Origin of the sequence: Bradyrhizobium campsiandrae (genome assembly GCF_014529705.1) — a bacterium.
Classification (GTDB): Bacteria; Pseudomonadota; Alphaproteobacteria; order Rhizobiales; family Xanthobacteraceae; genus Bradyrhizobium; species Bradyrhizobium campsiandrae.
This window is the reverse complement of sequence record NZ_JAANIH010000011.1, coordinates 1-25,720: the sequence shown is the minus strand read 5'-3', so window position 1 is coordinate 25,720 and position 25,720 is coordinate 1. Positions and strand designations below refer to the sequence as shown.

Genomic DNA, 25,720 nt, shown 5'->3' with positions numbered 1-25,720 from the left:
GGTGCCGGAGCAGTGCCCTCACGATTGATCGTCCCTCGCAGCCGCCAACCTAGCCCAACGCAAGCGTCTTTTTCTGGCGAGTATATTTTGGACCCACCGTGAGACCGCTTTTTTCAAGCGTTGGATCAATCATCGACGTTGTAAAGATGATCTGGTGCGGGAATTTTGCCTTCTGCGATTCGCGAACGATGAGCCTCTGATAGTTATGGCTACGCTCTTGCTCCATCCCCTTGTCTTCGATGTTATCCATCAGCAAAAACCTCGGATGCCAAAATTCGGCATCGTAACAGGCAGCAAGAAACAGCGACAAGATCGCGGTGTTCTTCAACACAACATTGCTGCTTTCGGCAAAATTCATCTTGCCATTGACGAGCATCGCATCGTCGCCGAAATTGACAGAGAACGAATCTGGGTTTTCAAAACTGTCTTCTCGCGGCAAGTCGTCAATTAAGAGGCGCCGACCGATGGCGCTAACAGCGTTCATGGCCTTTCGGGTCCGCGTCGTAGATGAAGCTTCTAGCGTCTTCAATCTTGCCTTCAGGCGATCGATCTCGTCATTCAAATTGGCTCGCTCTTTAGAGAGTTCATCGATCTTTTGTATCGTCGCACGCAGCTCTTCAAGATAAGCGATTTCGTGCTCGAGCCGACCCAGGCGCTTGTTTCGCTCGGCCAGAAAGCTTTCTCGCGGCGAATTACTGACGTCATACCGGCCCGCGAACTCAGCGACTGCGACCGCATAGTCGCGCCGCCTGACTCGCAATTCACCTTGCAGATCCTCTAGCTCCGCGGCTTTCGACTTCAGAAGCTGCTGCGATTCACGCACCTGAAGCTCATTGTCCATCTTGAGCTCGAAATACTTCGACTTAGCCTTATCCTCATCAATCTCCTGATGGCACACGATGCAATGCTTACTATCAGCGCCGTCCAAGGGCTTTAGACATGCGGGGCAATACTGAAATTCGATCGTGCCAAGCTTCTCTGACAGCTCTTCTGATGCCCCTAGCGAAGCCAGCTGGTTTGTGAGGTGCTCTACAAACAATCCTATCTCAGAAATCTCATCTGCGAGGTCACTCGAATGCTGTTCTTGTTCCTGAAGGTCAAAGGCCAACTTTCGCAGCTTGGTTTGCATTGCGCGCCGATCAGCGACGAATTTATCGGACTGTTCGCCGGCGACATGCGAATCGACGTTGGCGATCTCGTCTTGAAGCACAGTCCTTTGAGAGACAATTTCGCCAATTCGCGATTCCAAGGCGGCGATCGATGCGAGGCCCTCCGACCTCGGCAAGGTGAGCAAGGCGGCTTTATACAGCCGATCTTTCTCGGCATAATCGGAGTTTAGTTGACGCAGTTCGATCTGGGTCTCGTATAGTTCATAACCATTCACGCCAATCACTAGCTGCCCGACAGCTTCGCGGATATCACGAGTATCGAAGCTCTCAAACCGGAAGAGCTTTCCCGCCGGGGTTTGCTGGTCAGAATAGAGGAGCCGCATGATCTGATGCATCGTGACATTCGAATTGTCGACGTTTGGCGCCTCCGGGATTCCCGCCGCTCTGAAAAGAACTTGTGTGAAAGACAGCTCTTTGCCTCCGGGCAGACGCCGAATGGGCACTCTTTGCCATTCGTCAATCCCCCTCGAAAGCGAGTCTTCGAGTCCTCCATAGAAGACGAGGACTGGCTCTTGCCTACTCCCAACGTTTCTGTGAACGGTCAGCAGAGAGCTTTCCGTCTCGATCTCCAGCCGGACAGCGCTGCATTGCGCAGCCGCATCTTTCCAGCGATCGAACTCGCCACCGAGGCCATAGAAAAGGAAATCCGATATCGTCGATTTCCCTGAACTGTTTTCGCCGCGGATGATGTTGACGCCACGATGAAACACCTCATCGTATGCGGCTTTGTTTCCGTGAGCAATCCTTACACGGTTGACTGCGAAGAATGAAACCAATGCTATGTTCCCAGACGCCTGAGGCCCGTAACCGCCCGCAAGCCGCCCTTGCCTTGCCCAATTGATGCGAACTCTGTGGTGAGGAAATGAAGTACACCTTCTTCGGTCGGAAGGACTAGTCGGCTCTCCATGCCGTTCGCGAGCGCGTTTCCGGTCTCGCTGAGACTGTATTGATCCTTGTCAACAAGTTCGAGGCGGAGAAGCCCTTTTCCTGTCAGATTGTGAAGAGCCTGGGACTGTATCCCACCCATTTTGCCGTAAAGGATTGGCGGTGACGGATACTTCAGAAAGGTTTGGTCGGGCTTCGCGACTTTTAGGGAGTTAAACGCGCGCCGCACGTCAGCCGTCATGTGCGTGAGGTGCAGTAGACTTGGATTGGCCAGATAAAAGTCTGAGATAAACAGACGATCGCGAGTGGGTGCCGCGCCCTTCCATCTGACCAATAAGGCGAGATAGCGACGTATCGTATCATAGACGTCAAGTTGGGCGTACCACTGGCGATAGCTCATGGCTTGTCCCATCGGATATGACAACGCTCAGTCAGGAAATAGAGCGCATTCATGATCGTTACCGATGTCGCGTTCTTGTCGGCATACTTCGCGCTGAGCGGATCCACCACATGCGTTTGAACCGCGGCTAGAACCGCTGCGTTGTCGGCCCCTCCGCAGATTAGCGGATGGAAGATCAAGTTCTGAAAACGCTGCTCAATGTCGGCGAGTAGATTGTTGTACAGCGTGGCGGACGCAGTCTTTAGTCCGTGCTTCGCGAACGACCGCGCAAACTTGTTCTGTGCATCATTGGCGTAGCCGTACTCGTGCTCGCGCCCTGCCGCAGTCATCTTCTCAAACAGGTCTCGCCGATCGCGAGTGCTTCCCTCGCCCAGATTGTCGTCGTCAAATAGCGCAGCCTCGTCCAGTTCAGCGACGGTGACCACGGGCACCAGCTTCTTTAGCTTTCGCAGAACACTCGTATAGACCAAGCTGCTGCGGCTGCTCGGCTTACAAATATTCAAATGATCCGCATCGATCGGAATAGGTATGCTTGCGTTGACACCGGGATCGGCACTTTTTGCGTCCACGATCACCGCCAGCTTATTAGTTTTGTGCATCTCGTGGTAAGCGGTGACACGGATATTGCGGGTCTGACAAAACGTCCGAAAGCTGGCGTTGAGCTCATCAAGTTGGGAGCTGTCTTCCAGGAGCTTGTCAACGTGTGGAGAACTGAAGCACCCGGAGAAGGTTTTTAGAACGTTAGCCAGACTGGAGCCGCTATGAGGAGTGGCAAGGAACAGCACACCCCAACAGTTATCTGCGACCTTGTGCCAGTCTTCGTCAGGCGACTCCTTAGCCGTGCGGAGGATTTGCTTGACGAGAAGGCCTCCCAAGCTGTGACAAACGAAAACGAGTGGGCGATTCCCGAACTCGTATCCCGCCAATGTTTCGAGGACATTCTTCGCGCGTTGGTATAGGTCCATTTCCTTCTTTGCCCATTGAGCAAAGAGGCTTGCCGGATAGCCCAACGTGTAAGAATTGAGATGCGGAAGATCGGTTACTAGCCATTTCGGCCAGTAAGGTCCCTCCGCTTCCTGGGTTCCTTGAGACGACCATGTTTCGACAGGGTCACCGGTTAGACCATGCACGAAGATGACGTCCGCGGAGCCGCCGTTTGCTGAAATTGTCGCAAAGAAGGTCGAGCTAATGGACAAGCGAAACTCATTGAGTCGGGAAATTTACAACCTAAAAGATACCGCAGTTTGCGCAAGTAACGTAAGATGTTTTGTCCTAGACTAAGGTTGGGTCGGTTCAAAGGCCGGCTTCGTCCGTACCCCGACTGAGGCAACAGCAATAGTAGCAGGCCTCGCCACCGGCATGGGGGGCTCCTGCGAAGTGTGAACAGTGGCAAGAAGGAAGCTGCAAGCTCAAGGGTCCAAAGGTAATCTGCATCCAACTCGCCACCCAAGAGTGCCACACAAAAACAGATCGCCGGATCGAAAAGTACAATAAAATCAATAAGTCACAGGGTTGCAGCAATAGTTCAACCCTGTCTAGCCCATGACCCGAAGTGCGGTGCCGCATGAGCGCACGCGCTCTCAAGAACCACTCACGGCAGGCTAGGCGGCGACGAAGCGGTAGGCTGAGCCTGACTTTTCAGCGTGTCCAATACCGGGATACTTGAAGTGGAATCCTAAAAGCTTCGTACGCTCGGCCGCCACCAGCGCAAGCAGCTTCCTGCGGTTCGCTATTGCTATGTCCGACACCAGATCAAAGCCGTTGACCCACTCCGGATACTCGAATGAAATGACTTCGTGCGTCAGCGCGTCCGCGGTGATGATCAGGCCAGTATCGCCCTCGAGCTCCAGCGAAAACTGCCCTGGGGTATGTCCAGGGGTGCTTAAGACCCTCATTCCGGACACGATCTCATCACCGTGCTTCACGAAGGTCACCCTGTCCGCTATGGCGGCGAGCGCCCGCTGGGTCCTGGGTACGATCCCTCTGAAGTCGGCAGGGAGCGAGGTTGCCACATCGGAGCTCATCCAGAAATTCCATTCCGCGCTCCCGACGTGGTAGGTCGCGTTCGGGTAGTTCAACTCACCGGCCGAGTTGCAAATTCCCCAGAGGTGATCGGGATGCGCGTGCGTAAGCACCACTTTGGTAATGGACGCCGGATCGATGCCGTTCACCCGAAGGCAACTTAGAAGCTCGCCCTCCGTCGGCTGGAAGTTTTTCCCATCGCCGACGTCGACTAGGACCAGTTCCCGACCGATTTGAATCAGAGGAATATTCGCGGCCGGCCAAGCCATCGGGGCGGGTGCGTTCGTACGCCGAAGCACCTCAGCCAGCTTGTCGACCGGAGCTCCGATCGCAAGCATCGAAGCCGGCACGACCATGTGGCCGTCGCTACACACGCGAATATCAAAAGCTCCGTGCCCGAAGGTATGAAGACCAGTCGCGAGGCCGCGGTTCGGCAGCAGGGGCGACGCTACCACGCCAGCTGTCGCCGCCATGAACCGTCGACGGCTCATCAAGTTGCACTTATCGACGTATCCGATCGTCGCACCCATCTTGAAGCTCCCGGGCTCGCAGTCGTTGGTGGTTCGGTCTGCCCTAGCCAGCGGAGGACTGTGATCGCCTGCTGCTCTCGAACAGGAACCATACCCGGCCCTCGGCTTCGTCTATCCATGGTTCGAGAAGACTGGCGCTTGCAACGTCACTGCTCTCCTCGCAAAGCCGGTGGGTCTCGCGCATCCGGGCGATCAACTGCATGTTGTCGTCGCGCAGCTCTGCGAGCATGTCGGGCGGCGTTACGTACTCCGCATCGTTGTCGAGGATCCGCTGCAGGCGTGAGACATGCCCGATGGACCTGATGGTCGTTCCGCCGACCTTGCGCACACGCTCTGCAATGGAGTCGGTCGTAGCGAGAATTTGAGCACTTTGATCATCCAGCATCAGGTGATCCTCGCGGAAATGCGGACCCGAGACATGCCAATGGAAATTTTTGGTTTTCAAATACAACGCAAGCATGTCCGCCAGGAGCGCAGTCAACGCGACGGAGACGTCTCGCACCGCATTCGACCCGAGGTCGCTTGGCGTTTTCAGCGGCGCGGCTTGGCGCGTCTTCGTTTCCAAGATATCCATCTTCGATCCCTTTTCATTCGCGTCCACGACACTATGATCCGAACCATCTCACGCGGGACGACAGAGATATTGCACAAACGTCCGATACGTTGGCCGATCTCACTCTGGTATGGTGAAGCGCACAGTTTGGCTGTCGATCACGCGGTGCGTAGGGTCCGCCAACTCGAACAAGATCCGGTGCGCGCCTGGAGCAAGCCCCACGACGACGACTGTTTCGCCCGACGCATCAATGAAATGCCACGGCATATCATCCACGGTGATGTGCACGTGTCCGACCCTCGGCGATACTTCCAGCGCCCCGGCGCCGAAGACCGGCAGCACACGGAGATTCTCCGTCCGGTATTGGATAAAGACCCTTCCCTCCGCCAGGGATTTGGCAAGCGGCGGATCGACGATCAACCTTGCGGGCGCTTCGTCATTGAGAGCAAGCAAAGGCGACGGACCTCGAACTTCGCGAGCCGTTGCGGCACGGGGGTTCGCCGTAGCGCAGTTCACGGCAGCCCTAGCGTTGATGTCGGAGACGGCGTCCATGATGAAGTTTCCTTGCTGTGAGGTGGTCCGGCGTCAAGACGTTGCGAGTTCCTCCCTCGCCCAGAGGCGCAGTCCCAGTGGGCGCTGCGCCTCTGAGTGCGGTTCTTCACGATGCAGGCAGTTTTCGTTCGAGGAAGCTGCGGATCAGGGGGACCATCTCGTCCGCCTTGTCCTCCAGGGCAAAGTGACCAGTGTCGATCAGATGCAATTCAGCATCGGGCAGGTCACGCAGATACGGCCGCGCGCCGTCCGCCGGGAAGATGAAATCATTTTTGCCCCAGACGATCAGCGTCGGCGGCTTACGATCCCGGAAAAACGCCTGAAACTTCGGGTAGAGCGGGACGTTTGATCCGTAGTCGTGGAAGAGGTCGAGCTGGATGTCCATGTTACCCGGACGGTCCAGCAAGGTCTGGTCGTGCAGCATGTTGTCAGGGTCGATGCGGCTGATATCGCTCATCCCGTCGGTGTACTGGAATTTGGTCGTCTCCGGCTTCATCAGGACTTCCAGGGCCTTGCGGTGCGCTGGTGATCCGTCGGCCCAGTAAGCTTTGATCGGATCCCAGAATTTCTTGAGCCCCTCCTCATAGGCATTCCCGTTCTGGATGATCAGCGCGCTCACCCTCTCCGGATGCTTCAGGGCGAGCCGGTAGCCGACCGGGGCGCCGTAGTCCATCACGTACATCGCATAGCTCTTGACGTCGAGTTGCCCGAGAAGACCGTCCATCAGGTCGGCGTAGTGAGCGAAGGTGTAAGCGAACTTCTTGTGGTCCGGAGCTGCGCTCTGACCGAAGCCGGGATAATCGGGCGCGATCACACGATAACGAGACGCGAGCTGCGGGATCAGGTTGCGGAACATGTGCGACGATGTCGGGAATCCGTGAAGGAGCAGCACGACGGGAGCGTCGGCAGGTCCTGCCTCGCGGTAGAAGATGTCTACGCCCTCGATTTTCGCCGTCCGATAGTGCGTCACCGGTATTGGGCTCGCGTCCATCGTCTGACTTGGTCCGGAGACAGCCTCCGGCATCGGCGAAAGCGCAGCTACGCCGGCCGCGAGAGCCGCGATCTTGAGATATCGTGCAAGTCTAGTCATGTTTGCTCCTCTGGGGTGTTGCGCTTGTGCGACCGCCGACGGACGGCGCGGTCGTCGCAAACGACTCTGTTGCTTCGTTTTCCAAGTCTCCGTCCTGTAAGATGCGCCAGCTGTTCTTCGGACTGGCGGCGATTTCCGCTGGCTTGATCTGGTCTCCGGCAAGCGGCACGGATAACCTCGCGATGGTTCCTGAGGGCGTGCTGCGATAATCGAGCGTGGCTTTGAGAACGCTCGCGAGATGCCGCACGATTTTGGTGCCTTGACCCTCGCTGAAGTCATCCAGTCCGCGCCCGTTGTCAGCGACCGTAACCTCCATGCTGCATCCCCGGTCGGTCATGGCGACCTGGATCTTGCCCCCGCGATCGCCGAAGGCGTGGCGAGCGGCATTGTTGATGAGTTCCGCGACGATCATTCCGACCCTCCAGCATTCGAAGCTGTTAAGGCTCAGTGGAGCGTCCAGGAATTCGAGTTCGATATCCCTGTACTGCAGCTTGGCCGCGCTGATGGATCGACAGAGCCCCGCCAGATAGCCTGCGCAGTCGACAGATTGATCGATCGGCACCCGCAACGCCCGCTGTGTCGAGGCGAGGTCGAAGAGGCGCTGCAGAACGCCTGCCATGGCAAGTTTGACTTCCTCGTCAACGGATCGCGCAGCGGCCAGCGACACGAAGCCAGTCAGAGCCGCTAGGTCGTTGTTGAAACGATGCGTGAGCTCCTGAACCAGAAAAAGCTCTTCGTTCGCTGGCGTGCCACCGAACTCGGGCGGCAAATACACCTTCTCATCGCAACTTGTGTGGGACGCTATGTGCATCTGCCAAATCTCCTTCGATCCAGGGGAGATTACTTGCGCGGGCCGATCTGATCTTGCATGCGACTCCGTTGAATTGTCTGTTCTTACCTTTCGTGCAGAAACGTCAGCGCGAAGTGCGGCGCGTCTAGGGCCGCCCTGCGACTCGCTCGTCCAAAGCATTGTGATGCACGCCGCTCGTTCGCGGCAAACTCACACCGTCAGAAGCGAACGTTCACATGGGAAGGTTTGGGGTGGTACGCTCACGGCGCCAAGCGCGTGAACACGAAGTCGTGACCTTTGACGCCGGCGGCGTGGCAGACGAAACACGTTTTGTGTTGAGCCTCGTCGACAGGCTGACCATCGACGAAACGGCCGAACCCCCAGCCTCCGGTCGACGAATACCGCTTCGAGTCCTTGACCATGACCTGGACGGTCGTGGCAGACCCGGGAACGAATGCGGGTTTGAATTCTGTCGACTGAACGTGCTTCCATGCAAGCTTGACCAGGATCGATCCGTCCGGAAACGGCAGCGTTCCGGCCCGATAGGCCTCGATCGCCGTGGCGTTGCCGACGATGCCACGAAGCTCGTCCAACCCAGTTTCGTGCGCCACCCCGACCAACGCCCAGCCACGATAGTCCGGTGGAATTGCCACGCCGAAGATCGGAGACAGCGCAAGCTCCCCAGGCGCTCGACTAGACGACAGGGCGACGGGAGACATACTGACCGCGGCCAAAATGATAACTCTTGCCGTGCCGTTCATCTTAATTTTCCCGTCATCCGTGTAGGCTGGACTGACTATTGTTCGATGAACGCTAGAAGCTCCGCATTCACGCGGTCCTTGTGGGTCGTGCACAAGCCGTGCGGGGCCCCCTCGAGAATGACGAGCTGCGCGTCGCGGATAAGCTTCGCGGAGAGGAAGGCCGAATCCGATATCGGCACCATCTGGTCATCTTCGCCGTGAAGGACGAGCGTAGGGACATCGAAGTTCTTCAGATCGGCGGTGAGGTCCGTCTCCGAGAATGCCGCTACCGAGAAATACGATGCAGGAAATCCAGCCATCATTCCCTGCAGCCAGAAGGACGCCCGAACGCCCTCCGAAACCTTGGCACCTGGTCTGTTGTAGCCATAGAACGGCATACTAACGTCCTTGAAGAACTGCGAGCGGTCTGCACGCAGATTGGCGCGTACGTCGTCGAACGCCGTCAAGGGAGTACCGCCGGGATTGGCGATGGACTGCACCATGACCGGGGGAATCGCGCTGATGAGGACCGCCATGCGCAAGCGTTCGGTGCCGTGACGACCGATGTAGCGTGCGACCTCGCCGCCCCCGGACGAGTGCCCGACGATCACCGCCTTTCGCACGTCCAGTTCGTGCATCAGGTCCGCCAAATCGTCGGCATACGTATCCATATCGTTGCCGCGCCACGGTTGGCTCGACCTGCCGTGCCCGCGACGGTCGTGCGCGATGCAGCGGTATCCGCGAGACGCGAAGAAGAACATCTGGTCCTCGAAGGCATCGGCGCTGAGTGGCCAACCGTGGCTGAAGACGATCGCCGGACCCGAGCCCCAATCGTTATAATAGATCTCGGTGCCGTCCTTGGTCTTGAGGCGGCCCGACCGGGTGCTGCCAACAATCCCTGCCGCGGTGGAAAACGCAGCGCTATCGGCGGCCAAGGAAGGTTGGATTTGAAGCAGCGAGGCTACGCCTACCGCAGCTGCGCCGCCGAGGACTTCGCGCCGCGTTCGCGACGATTCCGAGGTCTTGTTCATGTTCATCTTCCCGCGCAACGACAAGGGCGCTGCTGTTGTGTGCTGCGTGATCTAGAGGTTGGCCGGCGCTGTCGGGCGCCGGCGTTGGAGCCGCTATCCTTGGATGAACGAGAGCAGCTCGGCGTTGACGCGGTCCTTGAGGGTCGTGCACATTCCGTGGGGTGCGCCCTCGTAGACGACGAGCTTCGCGTCCTTGACGATCTTGGAGGAGAGCAGCGCCGAGGCGCCGATCGGGACGATCTGGTCATCGTCCCCGTGCAGGACCAAGGTGGGTACGTCAAACCGCTTCAAGTCCTCCGTCAGGTCCGTTTCCGAGAACGCCTTGATGCAGAAATAGGACGCCGGTAGGCCGGCCATCATGCCCTGCAGCCAGAACGACTCCCGTACTCCATCCGAGATCTTCGCTCCGGATCGGTTGTAGCCGTAGAACGGCAGGCTCAGTTCCTGGAAGAACTTCGACCGGTCGGCAGCCACGCTCGCGCGGAGCTCGTCGAACACGGCGATCGGCAGGCCGCTTGGGTTCGCTTCGGTCTTGAGCATGAGCGGCGGGATGGCGCCGATCAGAATGGCCTTCGACACCCGGCCCGTCCCGTGCCGGCCGATGTATCGGGTCACTTCGCCGCCACCCGTGGAATGCCCGACATGGATCGCATGCTTCAGATCCAGCTTCTCAACGAGAGCTGCCAGGTCATCGGCATAGGTGCTCAAGTCGTTGCCCTGCCAAGGCTGGCTCGAACGGCCGTGCCCCCGCCTGTCGAGGGCTATGCAACGGTAGCCGCGCGAGGCGAAGAAGAACATCTGGTCCTCGAAGGCATCCGCGCTCAACGGCCATCCGTGACTGAAGACAATCGGCTGACCCGTACCCCAGTCGTTGTAGTAGATCGTCGTACCATCTTTCGCCGTGATCGTGCTCATGTCCGCTCCTCTACATCTGTTCTGTATCGCGCCGATATCGAACTTGCGGCCCGAGGCTCAGTCGAAACTCGCACTAATATCGGCCAACCCGGAGCTCGCGTCTTTTCGCATTCTCTGCGTTTTGTAACGAACGCATCGTTTTAGGCGTGCGCAGCGATCACCTTTCCTGGGCGCGTCCCCAAGCGGCGGGACTTTTTTTGACCAGGCGTGAGAAGACACGGGTGAAGTGGCTTTGATCGGCAAATCCGGTGGCGAGAGCAATCTCGCTGAGCGGTTGGTCGCTGTTGAGGATCAATTCCTTCGATCGCTCGATCTTCTGCGAAAGCAGCCACTGATGAGGCGGGCAACCGACCGTTTGTCGAAACGCTTGACTGAAATGGCTGCACGAAAGGCGACACGCCTGCGCAAGCTCCGGCAAAGTCACGTTGCCGTCCAGATTCGCGAGCAGCAATTCCTTGGCCCGACGCTCCTGCCAGGGAGCAAGACCGCCCCGGGCGGCTTGCGGGCGTGCATCGTCCGAGCCATAGGCCCTGACCAAATGCGCGGTCAGTGCACGCCATGTGTGGTCGAGAAAGACCCTGTTGGCTTGTTCCGGTCGCATCAAGGCGGGCAGAAGCGCCATGGCGACGTTCATCACGACGGGGTCGGTTCTCCTCTCATCCATTGGGCAATGTAGCGCCTCCGCTCGCCGCAGGTCCTGACCTTCAGCGAACTCGTCGAGGGCAGATTGCGGTATGTAGAAGTTGAGGACCTGGAACGTCCCCTGGATATCTGCGAGCCACGAATGGCGCATATCACTGATGTGAACCGTACCCGCCGGAAGAGCAAGATCCGCGCTGTGCTTCTCGTCGCGCCAGACGTCGTAGGATGCGAGTTCGTCCAAATGCACGCAGACTGCATAGCCTGTCTTTTTCGCTTGTGGCTCCGTCAAGCCATGTCCGGTCCTGCTTCTAGATATATGCGAGATTACCACCTCATCACCGCCGGCCCGGACAACCAAACGCCTCATAATGTCGACGCGGCATGTAGATGTTTGTGCGATCACAGCGCTTACGCCGTTCTGCGGTCGGTGGCTGTCTCTGATGCCCCCGGATATCTGCGGGTGCCACGCGGTGCCCACACTCGCTTGATCAAGTGCGCTCATGTCAATCTCCCGTACCTAAGGGCGGTTCAATTGCGGCATCAGCCAGGTACGGATTGGCTTTCGCGACTAAAGAAAAGGCCGCCTTTGGCCAACTGGCTTCTCGATTCATCCCGAGGACGATCGGATCATCATCGAACGATTTGGGGATCGTGTTTTTCGGCAAACTAACCTCCTCTGACGGGCTTGATGATCATGCCGGCATGAAAGTCTTGCGGCTTTGCCGGGCTTGCCGCGCATTTTTCATTTCTTGCTGTTCGCACCCGAAACCGATGAATGGAGCGGAAACAGGAGCTGCTCAGCGACTAGAGTGCGGTCCTGCGGAATTGGCCTGGAGCTTGGCCCGCGATGAGCTGGAAGGCGCGAGAAAAATTGGCTTGCGAGGAGAAGCCCAAGGCCAGCGCGATGTCCACTATCGGCCGATCTCCCTTCGCCAAGAGCGCTTTGGCCCGTTCCATACGTTTCGCGCTGACGTATCGGTGCGGGGGCTGCCCCATCGCTAGCTTGAACGCGCGAGCGAAGTGAAACCGGCTGAGACAGGCTATCGATGCAAGCTCATCCAGTGTGAGATTTCCTTCGATATTTGCTTCGATGTAATCCAGCACCCGCGACAATCTGCGATGATCAAGACTCCCATATTGGGCGTCAGAAGAAGCCCGGGCGGGCAATCGACTCACATAATTCTGAATCAACCTAGCTGCGAGACTGGACGACAACGTTTCTATGAGTAGCCGACCGGAAGAGGTCTGAGACTGCAGTTCCGAGGCTATGGCGTACGCAATCTCGGCGAGGAGAGGATCTTGAAAGCTATTTTCGAATCGGAGCGAAGCAAGCACCGAATTGTCGAGTTCACCCCCAAGACTATCGGCAGAGAAGTGGCTGTCTGGAAGATAAATATGCAAGACGTTTGGCATGACATCGGAGATGTCGAGTAGATCCTCCTGCAATCCGGCCGGAGACATCCAGATTGTCCCTCGTTTGGCGACCGTCCTGTCAAGAATGCCGCCACCCGTTCTCGTCACAATCGAGCGACTCCCACGCAAATCCACACATATCTCGGTGTCGGGTTGCACGTTTTTCCAGTTGAGCACGCCGGGTTCGTGATGGAAGAGCGCGGCCGTTAATCCGTTCCATCCTCGATCGACTGATGACGCCAGAAGCCCTGAGGGCCCGTACTTTTCCACCCCGAATTCCGGTCCGCGTATATCTCCCGGAGACATCTCATCGCCTTGCGTTTCCTGCGCAGGCAATATTTGCGGTAGCATCGCAGTGTCCCTTTAAATGACGGCGCTCGCGATGCCGCTCACAGCGGCTGCGCGTCGCTCTTGCTGCCGGGAGCGGCATCGTACGAGGGCAGCAGATATTCTTCTTGCTCGTCGCGGGTCTTGTCTCGGCCGGCCTCGAACAGAAACCAAACTCGCTCTTCGGCGCAATCAATCCAGTTTTTCAGAAGACCGGCGGTCGCGACATCTCCGTACTCGTCGCATAGAGAATGTGCGGCGCGCATGCTTGCCAAGAGCTGAGTGTTGTCGTCACAAAGTTCGGTCAGCATCTCATGTGGGACAACGTATTGGGAATCGCTATCAAGAATCCGTTGCAGTCGTGCGATATGAGAAATCGATCGCAGGGTGGTCCCGCCAATTTTCCGCGTTCGCTCGGCGAGCGGATCGGTCATTTCAAAAAGCTGAACCCCCTGTTCACCGAGCATCCGGCGATAATGGCGATAGTTCGGATTCGAGAGATGCCAATGAAAGTTCTTTGTTTTCAGATAGAGTGCGAAAACATCGGCGAGCACCATGGTCAGTGCGCCAGAGATGTCTTTGACAGCCAGCGCCTGAAATCCTGATTGGGCCAGGGGCGCCGCCCGCCTGGTCACTTCGTTATGGGCCTGCTCCATCGAATGTTCTCCTCAGCAAGGCCGTGATTCGTTTGGTTGTTTTCATGGGCCTCTGCTGATTGAGATACCCGTAGGCATGTTTCCTTGCCCTGATTCAAACCTGAAGAATCCTGATATCCTCGCCGCCCAAATAATAGGCACGCAACTTTCGGATGTTTCAAATTGAGCTGATGATCAGGGTAGTATCGTAAAATCGTCAGACCCGCAGATTGCAGCTGACCAATTACAGCCGGACCATGCCGACCAGTAAGGACGTCTATTTATTTGGAAATTTTGAAATAGACCTTCTCCGGCGCGAATTCCGTGCTGGAGGGGTCCCAATCCCCATGGGCGGCCGTTCGTTTGAGATTATCGATGTCCTGGTTCGCGCTGGCGGCGAGCTAGTGTCCAAAGACGACCTTATGGCCGAGGTTTGGCCCGGTGCCATTGTCGAGGAAAACACCCTCCAAGTGCATATCTCGGCGGTCCGGAGGGCTCTCGGCCCTGAACGGGGATTACTCAAAACCTCGTTCGGCAGGGGTTACCGCTTACTAGGCGAATGGGCCGTTCGCGACGATGACACGCACGCGCGTACGGGAATCGTCAAGACACCTGCGACGCCGCCTTTGACCACCAATCTGCCGCTCAGTCTTTCCAAGTTGATTGGTCGAGACGAAGCCGTTCGCGAGCTGCTAGACCTTGTCTCGGCTTACCGCGTCGTCACTTTGACCGGTACTGGTGGGATCGGGAAGACGGCCTTGGCGCTCGAAGTGGCTCGTCGCCTAATGCCAGACTTTCCGGGCGACGTACGGCTAATCGAACTTGTTTCGCTCGTCGACCCTCGTCTCGTGCCGTCTGCGGTCGTCAGCATTCTCAACCTGAAACTTGGCCCCGACCTCCTTTCGGCGGAAGCCGTCGCGCGCGGGATCGGTAACAGAAGCCTTCTCCTGGTATTTGACAATTGCGAACATGTTATAGATGCGGTCGCAGTCCAAGTTGAGGCCATCGTGCGAACATGCCCGCGTGTCTCGATTTTTGCAACGAGCCGAGAGCTTTTGCGCATTGACGGCGAATATGCGTATCGTGTCCAGCCGCTTGACGTCCCAAACGAAGAGACGAAGTTGCCAAGTGACTTGCTGGCGCACAGTGCGGTACAACTTTTCACAACACGGACGAAGGCGCTCGGATCCACTTCTGCCGGACATAATGAAGACTTGGCCGCCGTGGCTGTCGTGTGCCGAAGACTGGACGGCATACCCCTGGCCATTGAATTTGCAGCGGCGCGTGCGGCGACGCTTGGTCTCGCGCAAGTTCTTGCCAGCTTCGACGACTTTTTCGGTTCGCTGACGAGTGCGCGCCGTATCGCAGTTCCCCGGCATCAGACGCTCCGTTCTGTCCTTGATTGGAGCTACGAACTTCTACCGAAGCAAGAGCAGCGCTTGCTTCGCGTCTTAAGTGTCTTTTCTGGTGGCTTTAATTTGGAGGCCGTCCTTGCTGTTTCCGGAGCCGGCGATTTAGCTGCGACGTCGGAAGGCATCGCAAATCTTGTTGGCAAGTCGCTGGTTGCATTGGACCAGTTCGGGACGACCAGTCGATGGAGATTGCTTGAAACAACGCGAATGTACGCCCTGGAAAAGCTAAAGCTTGAGGGAGAAGCCGAATCGACTGCCAGGCGACACGCTGAGTTTTTCCGAGATCTGGTCACGCAGAAATCAGAGGCTCGTCCCTCTCCAGCCAATTTTGCGCTCTACGGCAGAGAAGTGGGCAATGTCCGCGCCGCGCTTGACTGGGCATTCTCCCCCGGCGGAGAGATTTCGGTTGGCGCGGTTCTGGTTGCGGCCTATGCGCCAGTTTGGCTGTACCTATCGTCGATGGGAGAGTGCGGACAGCAGGTAGAACGCGCCCTTAGCCTTCTGGATGACCAGTCACCTGAGACCGCGCGGCTCAGGATGGAGCTGTACATCGCGCTTGGGCTCATACTCGCCTACACAGTGGCGATGGAGGAAAAAACAGACATAGTTCTAACGAAGGCACTCAAGATTGCAGAGCAGCTTGACGACGTTCACAATCAGCTACTTACGATCTGGTCCTTATGGAACTTACGACTAAAGAATGGTGACCACCGACAGGGAATGCAACTCGCAGAGCGGTTCCTTGAGGTCTCCCGTCGATCGGTTGAGCCGGTAGATATTTTGGTGGGCGAACGCCTCGTAGGCACGTCGCTTCATTCGAGAGGCGACCAGCGCGGAGCGCGTCGCCATCTCGAATCGGTGATTGAGAACTACGCGACGCCCACCAATGAACGGCATTCTACCTGGTATCTGTACGATCTACGTATGGTTACGTGCGCCCAACTGGCGCGCGTACTCGCCCTGCAGGGACACATTCAGCAGGCTCGTCAGAAGGCACAGGAGAGCCTCGAAATTTCCGAACGGCTTCAGAGCCCTTTGTCGACACTCTTCGCGCTTCGTTACGCTATTGGTTCAGTGGCTTTTTTTGTCGGCGACTTCGCGAAAGCCGAGCGGTACATCGAGAGACTTGTTAACATATCGACCAAGTTCAACATTCTGCAATTTCTGAAGCAAGGCCGCTACATCCAGGGCATGCTGCGTATCAAGGACGGAGAGTTCGCTACCGGGATAGAGATGTTGCGCACCGGTCTCGACGCCAACATGGAATCTGGCGGCTGGTCACTTTGCTATCCGGAGGCGCTCGGCGTTCTGGCCGAGGGTTATGCAGGTCAGGGAAACTTCGCGAAGGCCTTCCGGACCGTCGAAGATGCTCTCGATTGGTCCGATCAAAAAGGTGAACGTTGGTTCGACGCTGAACTCCTTCGGATCAAGGGGACGCTATTACTTCAGGATCCTCGCGGTCGTAACGAGATAGCCGCAGAAGAGAATTTCCTCCAGGCCATCAGGATCGCGAAGCACCACGGTGCTCTCTTGTGGGAGCTGCGAGCAACACTCAACCTCGCGCGGCTAAGCATAGTGCAGGACAAGCTTGCCTATGCGCAGTCCATGCTTGCACCAGTGTACGATCAATTTGCCGAGGGCTTCGATACACCTGATCTCATTTCTGCAAAAGAAATAATGGACGGTGCTTTGCTCTAGTTGCGCACGTTAGCTTGCGAAGCGTAACCCGGCATGGAGGCCGCGGGGTTAGCGATCAATCCAGGCGTCGCGAAATCCGTCATTCACACCTATCGCAGTTGTAACAAGATCTTTAATTCTGCATCGCGTGATGGTTGGAAACTCGAGTTCCAACATCCAAGCGACCGGCACGTCCTCAACTAGGATTTTTTGTGCTTTCTCGTAAATTTCCTTGCGCTTGGAGGTCGGGGTCGCAACTGCGCCGTCTGCGAAAAGTTGATCGATTTCCGGGTTGGAATATCCTTCAACGTTATTGAACGGCGACCCCTTGGCGATCTGGTTCGAGGTGTAGATGCGGCCGACACCCAATGCCGGATCTCCATATTGAGCCATGTACGTGAAGCCGATATCGAAATCCCAATTCGAAAGCTTCTGACCGTAGCCTGGTATATCAGCTGCAACCATCTCGATGTTGATGCCGACATCAAGGAGGTTCTGCCTTACAGCTTCGCCCCACCGCGCCCAGGTTTCACCATAGGGCAGTGGCAACAGCCGTACCTTCTGGCCGTCATAGCCCGACTCCTTCAAGAGGGCCCGTGCCTTTCCGGGATCGAAATCGTATTTCGGCACGTCATTGGTGTAGAACGCCAAGTTCGAGGCGACGGGACCGGTCGCGATGCGACCCAGGCCATTCCAGACAACATCGCGCGCAAAGTTCCGATCGATTGCGAACATGACGGCCTGACGAAAGAGCTTGTTCGAGGTCGGCCCAGCCCGGTTGTTGAGCCACAGCAAGGCGACGGGGCTGAATAGCTCCCAACCAGCGCCGGTGACGCAGACGTCCTTGAGTTTGCCCAAGCGCGCGACGTCGAAATTTTCCACGGCACCAGCGGGCAGAATGTCGACCTTGCCGGTTTCGAAAGCTACCGACCGCCCTGAAGCATCTGGAATAATGTGCCAATAAACTTCATCAACGTACGGCTTGCCCTTGACATGATATTTTGGGTTTTTGACTAGCCGAATAAAGGATCCCTTCTGCCATTCCTTGAACATGAAGGGACCCGTGCCGATCGGAGTATTGTTCGCCGGGTTCGTCTTGTAGTCGGTTCCTTCATAAAGGTGCTTCGGGATCATGGGCATCGAGCCCACTTCAAAGATGCTAAGGAACGGTCCGAACGGTTCTTTGAGCGTGAAGACAACGGTCAAGTCATCCGGCGCCTCGACCTTTTCCAGTTGAAGCAGGTTGTTGCGAGCGCGGGGATGAGTTTGCTTGAGAAATTCGACCGAGAAGAGGACGTCGGCGGCAGAAAACGGCCTGCCGTCGTGCCATTCCACGCCGGATTTGAGCTTGAATGTATAAACCCTGGCATCGTCGCTGACCGTCCAGCTCTCAGCGAGGCCTGGTCGCGGCTCGAGGTTCGGGCCATAGCGCAGCAATCCTTCATAGATGTTGCCGGCTACCATCTGGGCGGGACCGTTCTGTGTGATCCCGATCATCAGTGCAGGCGGCTCCGGCTGAAGAACGACGTTAATGATGCCCCCCGCCTTAGGCTCTTGCGCAGTCGCAGCGCCGCTAAAAATCATCATCATAACAATGCTGACGACTGCTCGTTTGATCATCTGGTTCTTCCTTGGCAGGTCGCGCATCGAAATAGTTGAGACTTGTCGGCGAACTGAAAAGACGCTGCTGGCCGTAATTAATACAGGCATCGCCCGCCCTTACAACACGAGTAGCGGCGGCGGGCTCGGAAATCCGGCAGAACGTACAAAGCCTCAGAGCTTTTTTCAATCACAACTGTTGCGCGCTACTCATACTGACGATCGTCAGCACGTCCCAGTGCGTGTGTCACCAGTTTCAGTTCAAAGGGCACTTCCATGAAGCAACCCCAGTCCAGGCTTACGCGCCGAGCTTTTTGTCTTTGCTGTGTCGCCTCAGCTACTTTTGCCGCCGGCGGCGGATGGATGACGCCCAGAGAGGCGTATGCCGAAGCGAAAAACATCGTCGATATGATCCGTGCCGATGCGGCGACCGCGACCATCAAGATTCACAGGCTGCGAGGTGGCGTGAGCGTTCTGGAGGGGTCCGGTGGCAACGTCGGTGTTCTGACTGGACCGGACGGCAAGGTCATGATCGACGCAGGCATAACGGCTTCGAAGCCGCGAATGTTGGAAGCCCTGGCTAGCCTGGGTAGCGAACCGATCAGGCACCTTATCAACACGCACTGGCACTTCGACCATGCCGACGGCAACGAATGGGTTCATGGCGAGGGTGCCGCTATCACCGCCCACGAGAATACCAAGAAGCATCTGTTGTCGATGCAGCGGGTGGAGGACTGGGATTTCGACTTCCCCGCGCTGGCACCAGGGGCCATTCCGACCGAGACCTTCGCGGAGCGAAAAAAGATTACAGTGAACCGCAGCACCATTGAACTTGAGCATTACGGACCGGCCCACACGGACAGCGATATCTCGGTACATTTTGTCGAGGCAGACATCCTGCATGTCGCGGACACGTTCTGGAACGGCATCTATCCTTTCATAGACTATTCGACCGGCGGGAGCATCGACGGGATGATCCTCGCCGCGAATGCGAACCTGGCGAAGGCGAGCGAAAAGACCATCGTGATCCCGGGACATGGCTCCCCGGTGAGCAATCGGGCTGAATTGAAGGAATATCGCGACATGCTCGTGGCGATCCGCGACAATGTTGCAAGGCTCAAGAAGCAGGAGCGGACGCTCGAAGCGGTGGTCGCTGCAAAGCCGACCGAGGCCTTCGACGGGAAATGGGGGCAGTTCGTTATCACGCCTGCCCTGTTCACGAAACTGGTCTACGAAGGCGTCTAAACCAAGCCACTTCGCAACGGGAAGAAAGCATCACCCGCCCGGCGCTGCGGCCATTCGCTATCGAAACTGCGACAGCGAAAGACGCCCGCGGAGGATGGTTGTAATTCGAGAGATCCGGCCGTTGTCGCACAGGCTTACCGCCCGACGGGTCATGCAGAAGCCGCCGTCCCAGACCCGGGCTCTTTCGGCTTCTGAGGAGATGTCTATGACCAGCGCAGCGATCCACTCCAGCGACATCGCATTCACCCCCGCCGTGAAGAAGATCCAAGCGCGAAAGGGATCGCGTCGAATTTACGAGCGCGTGGAAAGCAAGGGCTCCTGGCAGACCTCAGTCACGCCTGAATTGAAGAAGTTCATTGAGGAGCAGCGCAGCGTCTTCCTGGCGACGGCCAGCAAGGAGGGGCAACCGACGATCCAGCACCGCGGGGGCCCAGCCGGCTTCCTACGAGTAGTCGACGAGAAAACGCTAGCGTTCGTGGATTACGTCGGCAATCGCCAATATATCACCCTGGGCAACCTATCCGAGAATTCCAAAGCCAATCTGCTCCTGATCGACTACGCGCACCGCAAGCGCATCAAGATCTGGGGCACGGCGGTCGTCGTCGAGGACGACGAAAGGCTGGTCGCGGCGCTCATGCCCGAAGGATATCACGCGCGGCCCGAACAGATTATCCGCTTCACCGTGAAGGCTTGGGATGTGAATTGCCCGCAACACATCCCTCAACGCTTCGAGGCCGAGGACGTCTCGGCGCTGCTCGCAGCACGAGACAAGCGGATTCATGAGCTCGAGACAGAACTAAAGCTGCTGAAGCAGGTGAATCCGTTACAGACAGCACTGAAATGAACGAACCCCAGAAAGTTACGGTTCTTGCCGGCGCCGCGAAGTCGCATGCCAGCCTAGGCGTAGGATCCTGGACCATCATTGTGATTCTGGTCGTGCTTCTGGCAGCAACAGGCTTCGCCGCCTATCTCGGCTGGATACTCGGGAGCGGGGCTAAAGTCACGACCTCAGGCTACGTCTCGATGGCTCTGGGCGTGATCCTTTCACTGGCCGTTGGGTTCGGCCTCATGGGCCTGGTGTTCTACAGCAGCCGCAGCGGCTACGACGAGCCTCCGGTGTTCATCACCACGGAGGGAGAATCCCCTCCGGAATCCTCCGTCGAGCCTACCGGTGAGAGCAAATGATACGCAACTTCCGGGATCATGCCGCGAACGAGCGCACGTTCCTGGCTTGGATACGGACGGCAATCGCCGTCATGGCATTCGGTTTCCTGATTGAAAGATTCGATCTGATGCTGAAGGCCGCCGGTTTGGCCGCGCACGCGGCTACACCGCCTGCGCCGGAGCGTGAACTCGCAAACATCGCGGGAATCTCGGCGATCGTCGTGGGAACGGCACTGTTTGTCCTCGCGACCGTTCGCTTCCTGCGGAACGCGACCATGATCGACAACGAAGAGCAGCGTCCGGTCCCCGGCTCACGCCTGGATATCGTGCTTGGCGGGCTGCTCAGCGTGATGGGAATTGCGCTGCTGGTCTACCTGTCCCACCTTTATACGGTCGCGTGAGCCTTGATCGACGTCGAGGCGACGTTCATGGCTCCGACGCGACCTCGGCTGCAATGCCCTGGAGCAGCTTCGACATCGCGTCGACAGCGGCATTGGCACTGGGGCTCGCCGCGTGCCTGACGGCGATCCAGGCCGGATCATTGTACGACAGCCATGTGATGCCGTTTGCATCCTGCCAAACCAGCGCCTTCAGAGGCAGATCGATGCCCGCGGTCTGGGCCGCCTGCATCACCGGTGTTCCGCCCTTCGCATTCCCGAAGATCAGCAGGTCGGTCTGGCGCAGCGACTGCCCGACCTGGGCGGCGCCGGCCGAGTGATCGACCCGCGCGAAGATGGTCAGGCCTCGCCTAGACACTGCTGACTCTAGCCGCCCCATTGTCTCCTTCGGGTCGAAGTGGCTCTTCTGACTGATCAATCCTTCGGCGGCCATGCCGCTTGCTCCTGACAGGTAGACTGGGGAAAAGACGATGGTTGCTGCGAGCAAAAACCTTCGCGAGCGGTTGAATTGCGAGCTCGTCGCGTGCGCCATGGAGGACCTATTTCTTGCTTCGGCTGAATTCCGGTTCTGGGATGAAGCCGTCCCGGTTGGGCATGCGAACTTCAGGCAGTGAGTGGTTGTCGAGTTTGCCCTCTGAAGGTAGGATCCCGTTGAGGCTGAGAATGTAGGCGGCGACCGCGTAGGTGTCGTCGACGCTAAGCGATCCAGGCGCCTGATATGGCATGGCCCGGTGGATGTAGTCGAACAGGGTCGTGGCGTACGGCCAGAAGCTTCCCACGGTCTTCACGGGCATGGCCGAGGCAAGTGTCCCTTGTCCGCCAGCCAGCCGATCCTTGATGCCACCAACTCCATTGTCCCCATGGCAGGCTGCGCAGTTTTCCGCGAAGACCTCCTTACCTTGGGCCACCGTGCCGCTGCCTTGCGGCAAACCCTTGCCATCCGGCCGAACATCGATATCCCACAGCGCGATTTCATCCGGGCTCGCAGCGCGACCAAAATCCGAGGCCGCTGCGGAGGAGATAAGGGCGAAAGCCATAGCACCGGAAAGCAGCGCCATTCTACGACAGGACATTTTGGACCCTTCCCGCCTGGTCGATGCTCCAGGTCTGCTGCGCGTTGTAATGAAACAGGGCGTTCGTCCCCATCGCCGCGATGAAGGAGTCTCTATCCGGCTGCACGTTGCCCTGCTCGTCTATGGAGCGGCTAACGATTTTCGTGGGCTTGCCGTCCCAGGTCCAATCCATCTGGAAGCGTGTTTGCGCCTTGGGCAATACTGGAAGGTTGAGTTGCGCCTCCTTCCAGCTCTTCGCTCCGTCGGTGCTGATTTCCACCTTGGCTATCTTGCCGTGGCCGCTCCAGGCCAGCCCCGAGATACGATTGTATCCCGGCCGGATCTGCATGGTACCGGACGGCTGCGTAATGACTGAATTGGTCTCCATCCGCAGCTGGAATTGCCTGGCTTTCCCGCTTGCGAGAAGCTGCGTGTAACGTGCCGTCTCCCATCGGGTCATCCATGGCTGGTCACCGAATTTAAGGCGACGCAGCCATTTGATGTTCAGATTGCCCTCCATACCAGGAAGGATCAATCGGATGGGAAACCCGTGCGCGGGTCTGATCGGCTCGCCGTTCTGCCCGTAAGCCACGATGGCTTCGTCGACGATCTCTTCGGTGAGCGGGATGCTGCGGGCGACGCCGGCGGCGTCTCCGCCCTCCGCGAGCATCCACGTTGAAGCCGGGTCTCTTGCGACTAAACCGAGGATGAATTTCAGCGGCACGCCAGTCCATTCATTGGTACTGACGAGACCATGCGTGTTCTGAACGGTTAGATTGCCGTCGGCCTTCTTCCAATTCTCCCAACCGTTGCCCGTGCACTCAAGAAATGCGATGCGGGATACAGCCGGCATAGCCTTCAAGTCTTCGACCGAAAGGACCAACTGCTTCCGAACCATGCCATGCACCAGCAGCCGGTGCTTGGAGGGATCAAGGTCGGGGACACCTGAGTGACTTCGTTCGTAGTGCAGGTCGGAGGGAGTGATGCCTCCCACTAGCTTCTGCAAAGGGGCTTTTGAATTGATGGCATCAGCGGGATCGACGTTCCGGTGACCTGGTCCGGCCTCGGGGATCCGCCCGATCCGCACGTACTTTGAGCGTGCGCTAAGTGCGCCCAAATCGGTACCCGGCTCGCGAGCAGGCACGTCTGCAAGCGTCTCGGCCGACGCGCCTCCTGCGACCGCGCTTCCGACGATGCCGGTCGTTGCGGTGGCGAGGAATTTCCTGCGATTCCAACCGACCTCTCTTCCGCTTCGTTCCGACATGTTGTCGTCCTCTTTCATCTGGCCGACCGAGCCGCGGTCCCGCGCATCATGCCCCGCCCGTTCGATATTCGACTTGAACGGAAATCGCCGCCATGGAAGGATTCCGCTGCGGCGGTCTCGATTCTTTGCCAGCGATCAGACCTGTGCGAAACCGCCGTCCACAAACAGCTCAGCACCGTTCACGAAGGAGCTCTTGTCGGACGCCAGGAATAGCACTGCCTCGGCGATTTCGATCGGCAGTCCAACCCTTCCGGCCGGCGCCACATCGCTGTGCCCTTTCAGGAAGCCAGCCATCTGGTCGTCGGTCATGCCGAAACCGTCGTAAGCCGGCGTCGGCACCGTACCTGGGCTCACGACGTTCACGCGAATCTTTCGATCTTTCAAATCGACGCTCCAGCCGCGAGCAAACGACCGGATCGCTGCCTTTGTCGCTCCGTATACGCTGAATGCGGGAAAGCCCTTCGTTGCGGCGATCGAGGCGTTCATCACGATCGAGGCGCCCTCGCCCATGAGCGGCAGCGCTTTCTGCACCGTGAACAGCGTTCCGCGCACGTTAACTCCGAACGTCTTGTCGAAGTGGGCCTCGGTAATCCCCCCTAAAGGGGCGAATTCGCCGAGGCCGGCGTTTGCGAAGAGAATATCGAGCCGTCCTTTGACGTGCTTGATCTCCTCGAAGAGACGATCGAGATCGCCAAGGTTCGCAATGTCACCTTGGATTCCCTTGGCACTCGGCCCGATCTCGGCGACGGCCGTATCGAGTTCCGCCTGTCGTCTCCCCGTAATGAAGACAAAGGCTCCCTCCTCCGCGAACAGCTTTGCGGTTGCCAATCCTATGCCGCTGGTGCCACCGGTTATTAGCGCGATCTTTCCTGACAATCGTTCCATGTGTTCCCTCGTGCAGTCATCCGCCGGCAGCCCTGGCGATGGTGAAGTTAAGGGAACATGTCCGAGGCTGATTGGACCTTTCTGAGGACTTTTTTTCGATTGTCGGGTGTCTAAATCATCCAACAAGGACGCCGCTGAAGTAAAAGCGGCCTGAGCAAGGGCTCTTAAAGTTGGGGGTCTTAATTCCTTCGAGATGCCTCTGAGCGCAGTGGCGTCGGCCAAACATTGTGGTAATTTAGGAGACCAGCTCGCCACGCAAGAGTGCCACACAAAAACCCATCACCGGATCGAAAAATCCAATAAAATCAAAGGGCAACAGGATTGAGATAATAGTTCAATCCTGTCTGGCAGCACCATTTTTCATCTTCGCAGGCAGGCACGATCAGGCATTCTCGCGGCACCAGAGGCCCGAGTTTTGCTCATTTCCGCTACCCTCTTTCGTGAAGAGGGCGCAGGGAAGACCGGGTGCCGACAGGCACCCGCGGTCCGCTGCGCGAAAGTGTAGCGCAGAAAAACCGCACAGCAGCATACAGGTGACGCCGAACACTCGGCCTTCCCTGCGCGATGGTCGGACGGCTTATGCCGTGCTCTCCCCGGCGACGAATTCTTGCTGTCACCGTCACCTTGCGAAATTCACCGGCACCGCGCCGGTTGACGCCAGTGCCGCCTCCGCGAAGGCTTGACCGTAGCGACGACGGCCAGGACCACACGGTTTTGCCGTACGCAGCGTCTCCGTCTCCGCCCTGCGGGCTTCGCCGGACGCAGCCGGCTTTGAGCCAAGAGCTTCATCGGACACAAGCGCCGTTCGTACGACACGGCTTGCTCCGGCTCACGGGGTTCGGCTCAATCCTCCGCCCGCCCTGCCCTCACATCCGCGCCAGCGCTGCCGCGTCCACCGCCTCCCCAGCCCACAATCGTGACGACGTACGATCGCCCTTCTCCATCGGGCCGGGATGGCGAGGGAATGCCGCAAAACCGAATTTCGGTAAAGTGGGAATATTTTTGTGAGGAGGGGTTGACGAGGTTTGGCGGGAGGCGGGTGTTTTGCCCGACGGATCAGATTGTCACAAGGCCAACTCGACCGAAATTGGAAGCGGCATCCGGAAGGGCTCGTGCTCGTGCCGCGCAGCTCGTAGGATGGGTAGAGCGAAGCGAACCCCATCACATCTCTGTCTGCGCAAAAGCATGATGGGTTTCGCAAGTGCTCTACCCATCCTACGCACCGCCTGTTCAGCCGCCGAGGTAAGGTTAATTCTTCCTTTCGATTGTCGGTAAGATTTTATCTATTATCGTCCTGGGCATTCAAGACGAACTCGGGGCTCCGATAGTG

At 57.8% G+C, this 25,720-nt stretch carries 25 protein-coding genes; 5 read left to right on the top strand and 20 right to left on the bottom strand.

Annotated elements, in window-relative coordinates:
* Positions 1–49: 49 nt before the first annotated feature.
* The 15 genes from G8O24_RS10225 to G8O24_RS10155 all read right to left on the bottom strand — a co-directional run bounded on the left by G8O24_RS10225 (position 50) and on the right by G8O24_RS10155 (position 13,715).
* Positions 50–1,945, bottom strand: coding sequence for an ATP-binding protein (locus G8O24_RS10225; protein WP_188098764.1), 1,896 nt, complete (start codon positions 1,943–1,945; stop codon positions 50–52).
* A gap of 2 nt (positions 1,946–1,947) precedes the next feature.
* Complete coding sequence (locus G8O24_RS10220; RefSeq protein WP_188098762.1) at positions 1,948–2,454, bottom strand: ABC-three component system middle component 5; 507 nt, start codon at positions 2,452–2,454, stop codon at positions 1,948–1,950.
* On the bottom strand, positions 2,451–3,650 hold the full coding sequence (locus tag G8O24_RS10215) for an ABC-three component system protein (RefSeq protein ID WP_188098761.1): 1,200 nt from the start codon (positions 3,648–3,650) through the stop codon (positions 2,451–2,453). Before G8O24_RS10215 ends, G8O24_RS10220 begins: the two co-directional genes overlap by 4 nt.
* 405 nt (positions 3,651–4,055) lie before the next feature.
* Entirely contained in the window at positions 4,056–5,006 is a 951-nt protein-coding gene (locus tag G8O24_RS10210) for an MBL fold metallo-hydrolase (protein ID WP_188098759.1), read from the bottom strand.
* 43 nt (positions 5,007–5,049) lie between these two features.
* Complete coding sequence (locus tag G8O24_RS10205; protein ID WP_188099031.1) at positions 5,050–5,580, bottom strand: Dps family protein; 531 nt, start codon at positions 5,578–5,580, stop codon at positions 5,050–5,052.
* A gap of 99 nt (positions 5,581–5,679) precedes the next feature.
* Positions 5,680–6,111, bottom strand: a complete 432-nt coding sequence (locus tag G8O24_RS10200) for a DUF6130 family protein (protein ID WP_188098757.1) — start codon at positions 6,109–6,111, stop codon at positions 5,680–5,682.
* Positions 6,112–6,217: 106 nt separating this feature from the next.
* Positions 6,218–7,102 (bottom strand): alpha/beta fold hydrolase, encoded by an 885-nt coding sequence (locus tag G8O24_RS10195; protein WP_244645815.1) that lies wholly within the window; start codon positions 7,100–7,102, stop codon positions 6,218–6,220.
* Positions 7,103–7,193: 91 nt separating this feature from the next.
* On the bottom strand, positions 7,194–8,012 hold the full coding sequence (locus tag G8O24_RS10190; protein ID WP_188098754.1) for a sensor histidine kinase: 819 nt from the start codon (positions 8,010–8,012) through the stop codon (positions 7,194–7,196).
* Between the two features lie 239 nt (positions 8,013–8,251).
* On the bottom strand, positions 8,252–8,752 hold the full coding sequence (locus G8O24_RS10185) for a cytochrome P460 family protein (protein ID WP_188098752.1): 501 nt from the start codon (positions 8,750–8,752) through the stop codon (positions 8,252–8,254).
* Between the two features lie 35 nt (positions 8,753–8,787).
* Positions 8,788–9,762 (bottom strand): alpha/beta fold hydrolase, encoded by a 975-nt coding sequence (locus G8O24_RS10180; protein WP_202988754.1) that lies wholly within the window; start codon positions 9,760–9,762, stop codon positions 8,788–8,790.
* A gap of 93 nt (positions 9,763–9,855) precedes the next feature.
* Positions 9,856–10,677 carry an alpha/beta fold hydrolase gene (locus G8O24_RS10175; protein WP_188098749.1) on the bottom strand — a complete coding sequence of 274 codons (822 nt, stop codon included), beginning with the start codon at positions 10,675–10,677 and terminating at the stop codon, positions 9,856–9,858.
* A gap of 157 nt (positions 10,678–10,834) precedes the next feature.
* A complete protein-coding gene (locus G8O24_RS10170) occupies positions 10,835–11,821 on the bottom strand; it encodes a helix-turn-helix domain-containing protein (RefSeq protein WP_188098747.1) in 987 nt (328 codons plus the stop codon).
* 1 nt (position 11,822) lies between these two features.
* Positions 11,823–11,984 carry a hypothetical protein gene (locus G8O24_RS10165; protein ID WP_188098745.1) on the bottom strand — a complete coding sequence of 54 codons (162 nt, stop codon included), beginning with the start codon at positions 11,982–11,984 and terminating at the stop codon, positions 11,823–11,825.
* A gap of 139 nt (positions 11,985–12,123) precedes the next feature.
* A complete protein-coding gene (locus G8O24_RS10160; protein WP_244645812.1) occupies positions 12,124–13,083 on the bottom strand; it encodes a helix-turn-helix domain-containing protein in 960 nt (319 codons plus the stop codon).
* Positions 13,084–13,121: 38 nt separating this feature from the next.
* Positions 13,122–13,715, bottom strand: a complete 594-nt coding sequence (locus tag G8O24_RS10155) for a Dps family protein (protein WP_188098743.1) — start codon at positions 13,713–13,715, stop codon at positions 13,122–13,124.
* 209 nt (positions 13,716–13,924) lie between these two features.
* Between G8O24_RS10155 and G8O24_RS10150 the strand changes: the two genes are divergently transcribed.
* Positions 13,925–16,804 (top strand): winged helix-turn-helix domain-containing protein, encoded by a 2,880-nt coding sequence (locus tag G8O24_RS10150; protein WP_188098741.1) that lies wholly within the window; start codon positions 13,925–13,927, stop codon positions 16,802–16,804.
* A gap of 48 nt (positions 16,805–16,852) precedes the next feature.
* Here the strand turns inward: G8O24_RS10150 and G8O24_RS10145 are convergent, their stop codons facing one another.
* A complete protein-coding gene (locus tag G8O24_RS10145) occupies positions 16,853–18,403 on the bottom strand; it encodes an ABC transporter substrate-binding protein (protein ID WP_188098739.1) in 1,551 nt (516 codons plus the stop codon).
* 255 nt (positions 18,404–18,658) lie between these two features.
* Between G8O24_RS10145 and G8O24_RS10140 the strand changes: the two genes are divergently transcribed.
* The 4 genes from G8O24_RS10140 to G8O24_RS10125 all read left to right on the top strand — a co-directional run bounded on the left by G8O24_RS10140 (position 18,659) and on the right by G8O24_RS10125 (position 21,192).
* Positions 18,659–19,627, top strand: coding sequence for an MBL fold metallo-hydrolase (locus G8O24_RS10140; RefSeq protein ID WP_188098737.1), 969 nt, complete (start codon positions 18,659–18,661; stop codon positions 19,625–19,627).
* A 205-nt stretch (positions 19,628–19,832) separates the two neighbouring features.
* Complete coding sequence (locus tag G8O24_RS10135) at positions 19,833–20,471, top strand: pyridoxamine 5'-phosphate oxidase family protein (RefSeq protein WP_188098735.1); 639 nt, start codon at positions 19,833–19,835, stop codon at positions 20,469–20,471.
* The gene (locus G8O24_RS10130; RefSeq protein WP_188098733.1) at positions 20,468–20,812 is read left to right on the top strand and encodes a hypothetical protein; all 345 of its coding nucleotides are present in this window, start codon (positions 20,468–20,470) and stop codon (positions 20,810–20,812) included. The genes G8O24_RS10135 and G8O24_RS10130 overlap by 4 nt, the downstream gene beginning before the upstream one ends.
* The gene (locus G8O24_RS10125) at positions 20,809–21,192 is read left to right on the top strand and encodes a YidH family protein (RefSeq protein ID WP_188098731.1); all 384 of its coding nucleotides are present in this window, start codon (positions 20,809–20,811) and stop codon (positions 21,190–21,192) included. Before G8O24_RS10130 ends, G8O24_RS10125 begins: the two co-directional genes overlap by 4 nt.
* Before the next feature lie 25 nt (positions 21,193–21,217).
* Here G8O24_RS10125 and G8O24_RS10120 read toward each other — a convergent pair whose 3' ends face one another.
* From G8O24_RS10120 to G8O24_RS10105, 4 genes are all read right to left on the bottom strand, one after another.
* Positions 21,218–21,622 (bottom strand): DUF302 domain-containing protein, encoded by a 405-nt coding sequence (locus tag G8O24_RS10120; RefSeq protein WP_188099027.1) that lies wholly within the window; start codon positions 21,620–21,622, stop codon positions 21,218–21,220.
* Between the two features lie 106 nt (positions 21,623–21,728).
* The gene (locus G8O24_RS10115) at positions 21,729–22,247 is read right to left on the bottom strand and encodes a c-type cytochrome (protein ID WP_188098729.1); all 519 of its coding nucleotides are present in this window, start codon (positions 22,245–22,247) and stop codon (positions 21,729–21,731) included.
* Position 22,248: 1 nt separating this feature from the next.
* Positions 22,249–23,505 (bottom strand): sulfite dehydrogenase, encoded by a 1,257-nt coding sequence (gene soxC, locus G8O24_RS10110; protein WP_188099026.1) that lies wholly within the window; start codon positions 23,503–23,505, stop codon positions 22,249–22,251.
* Between the two features lie 135 nt (positions 23,506–23,640).
* A complete protein-coding gene (locus G8O24_RS10105) occupies positions 23,641–24,390 on the bottom strand; it encodes an SDR family oxidoreductase (protein ID WP_188098727.1) in 750 nt (249 codons plus the stop codon).
* Positions 24,391–25,720: the final 1,330 nt, after the last annotated feature.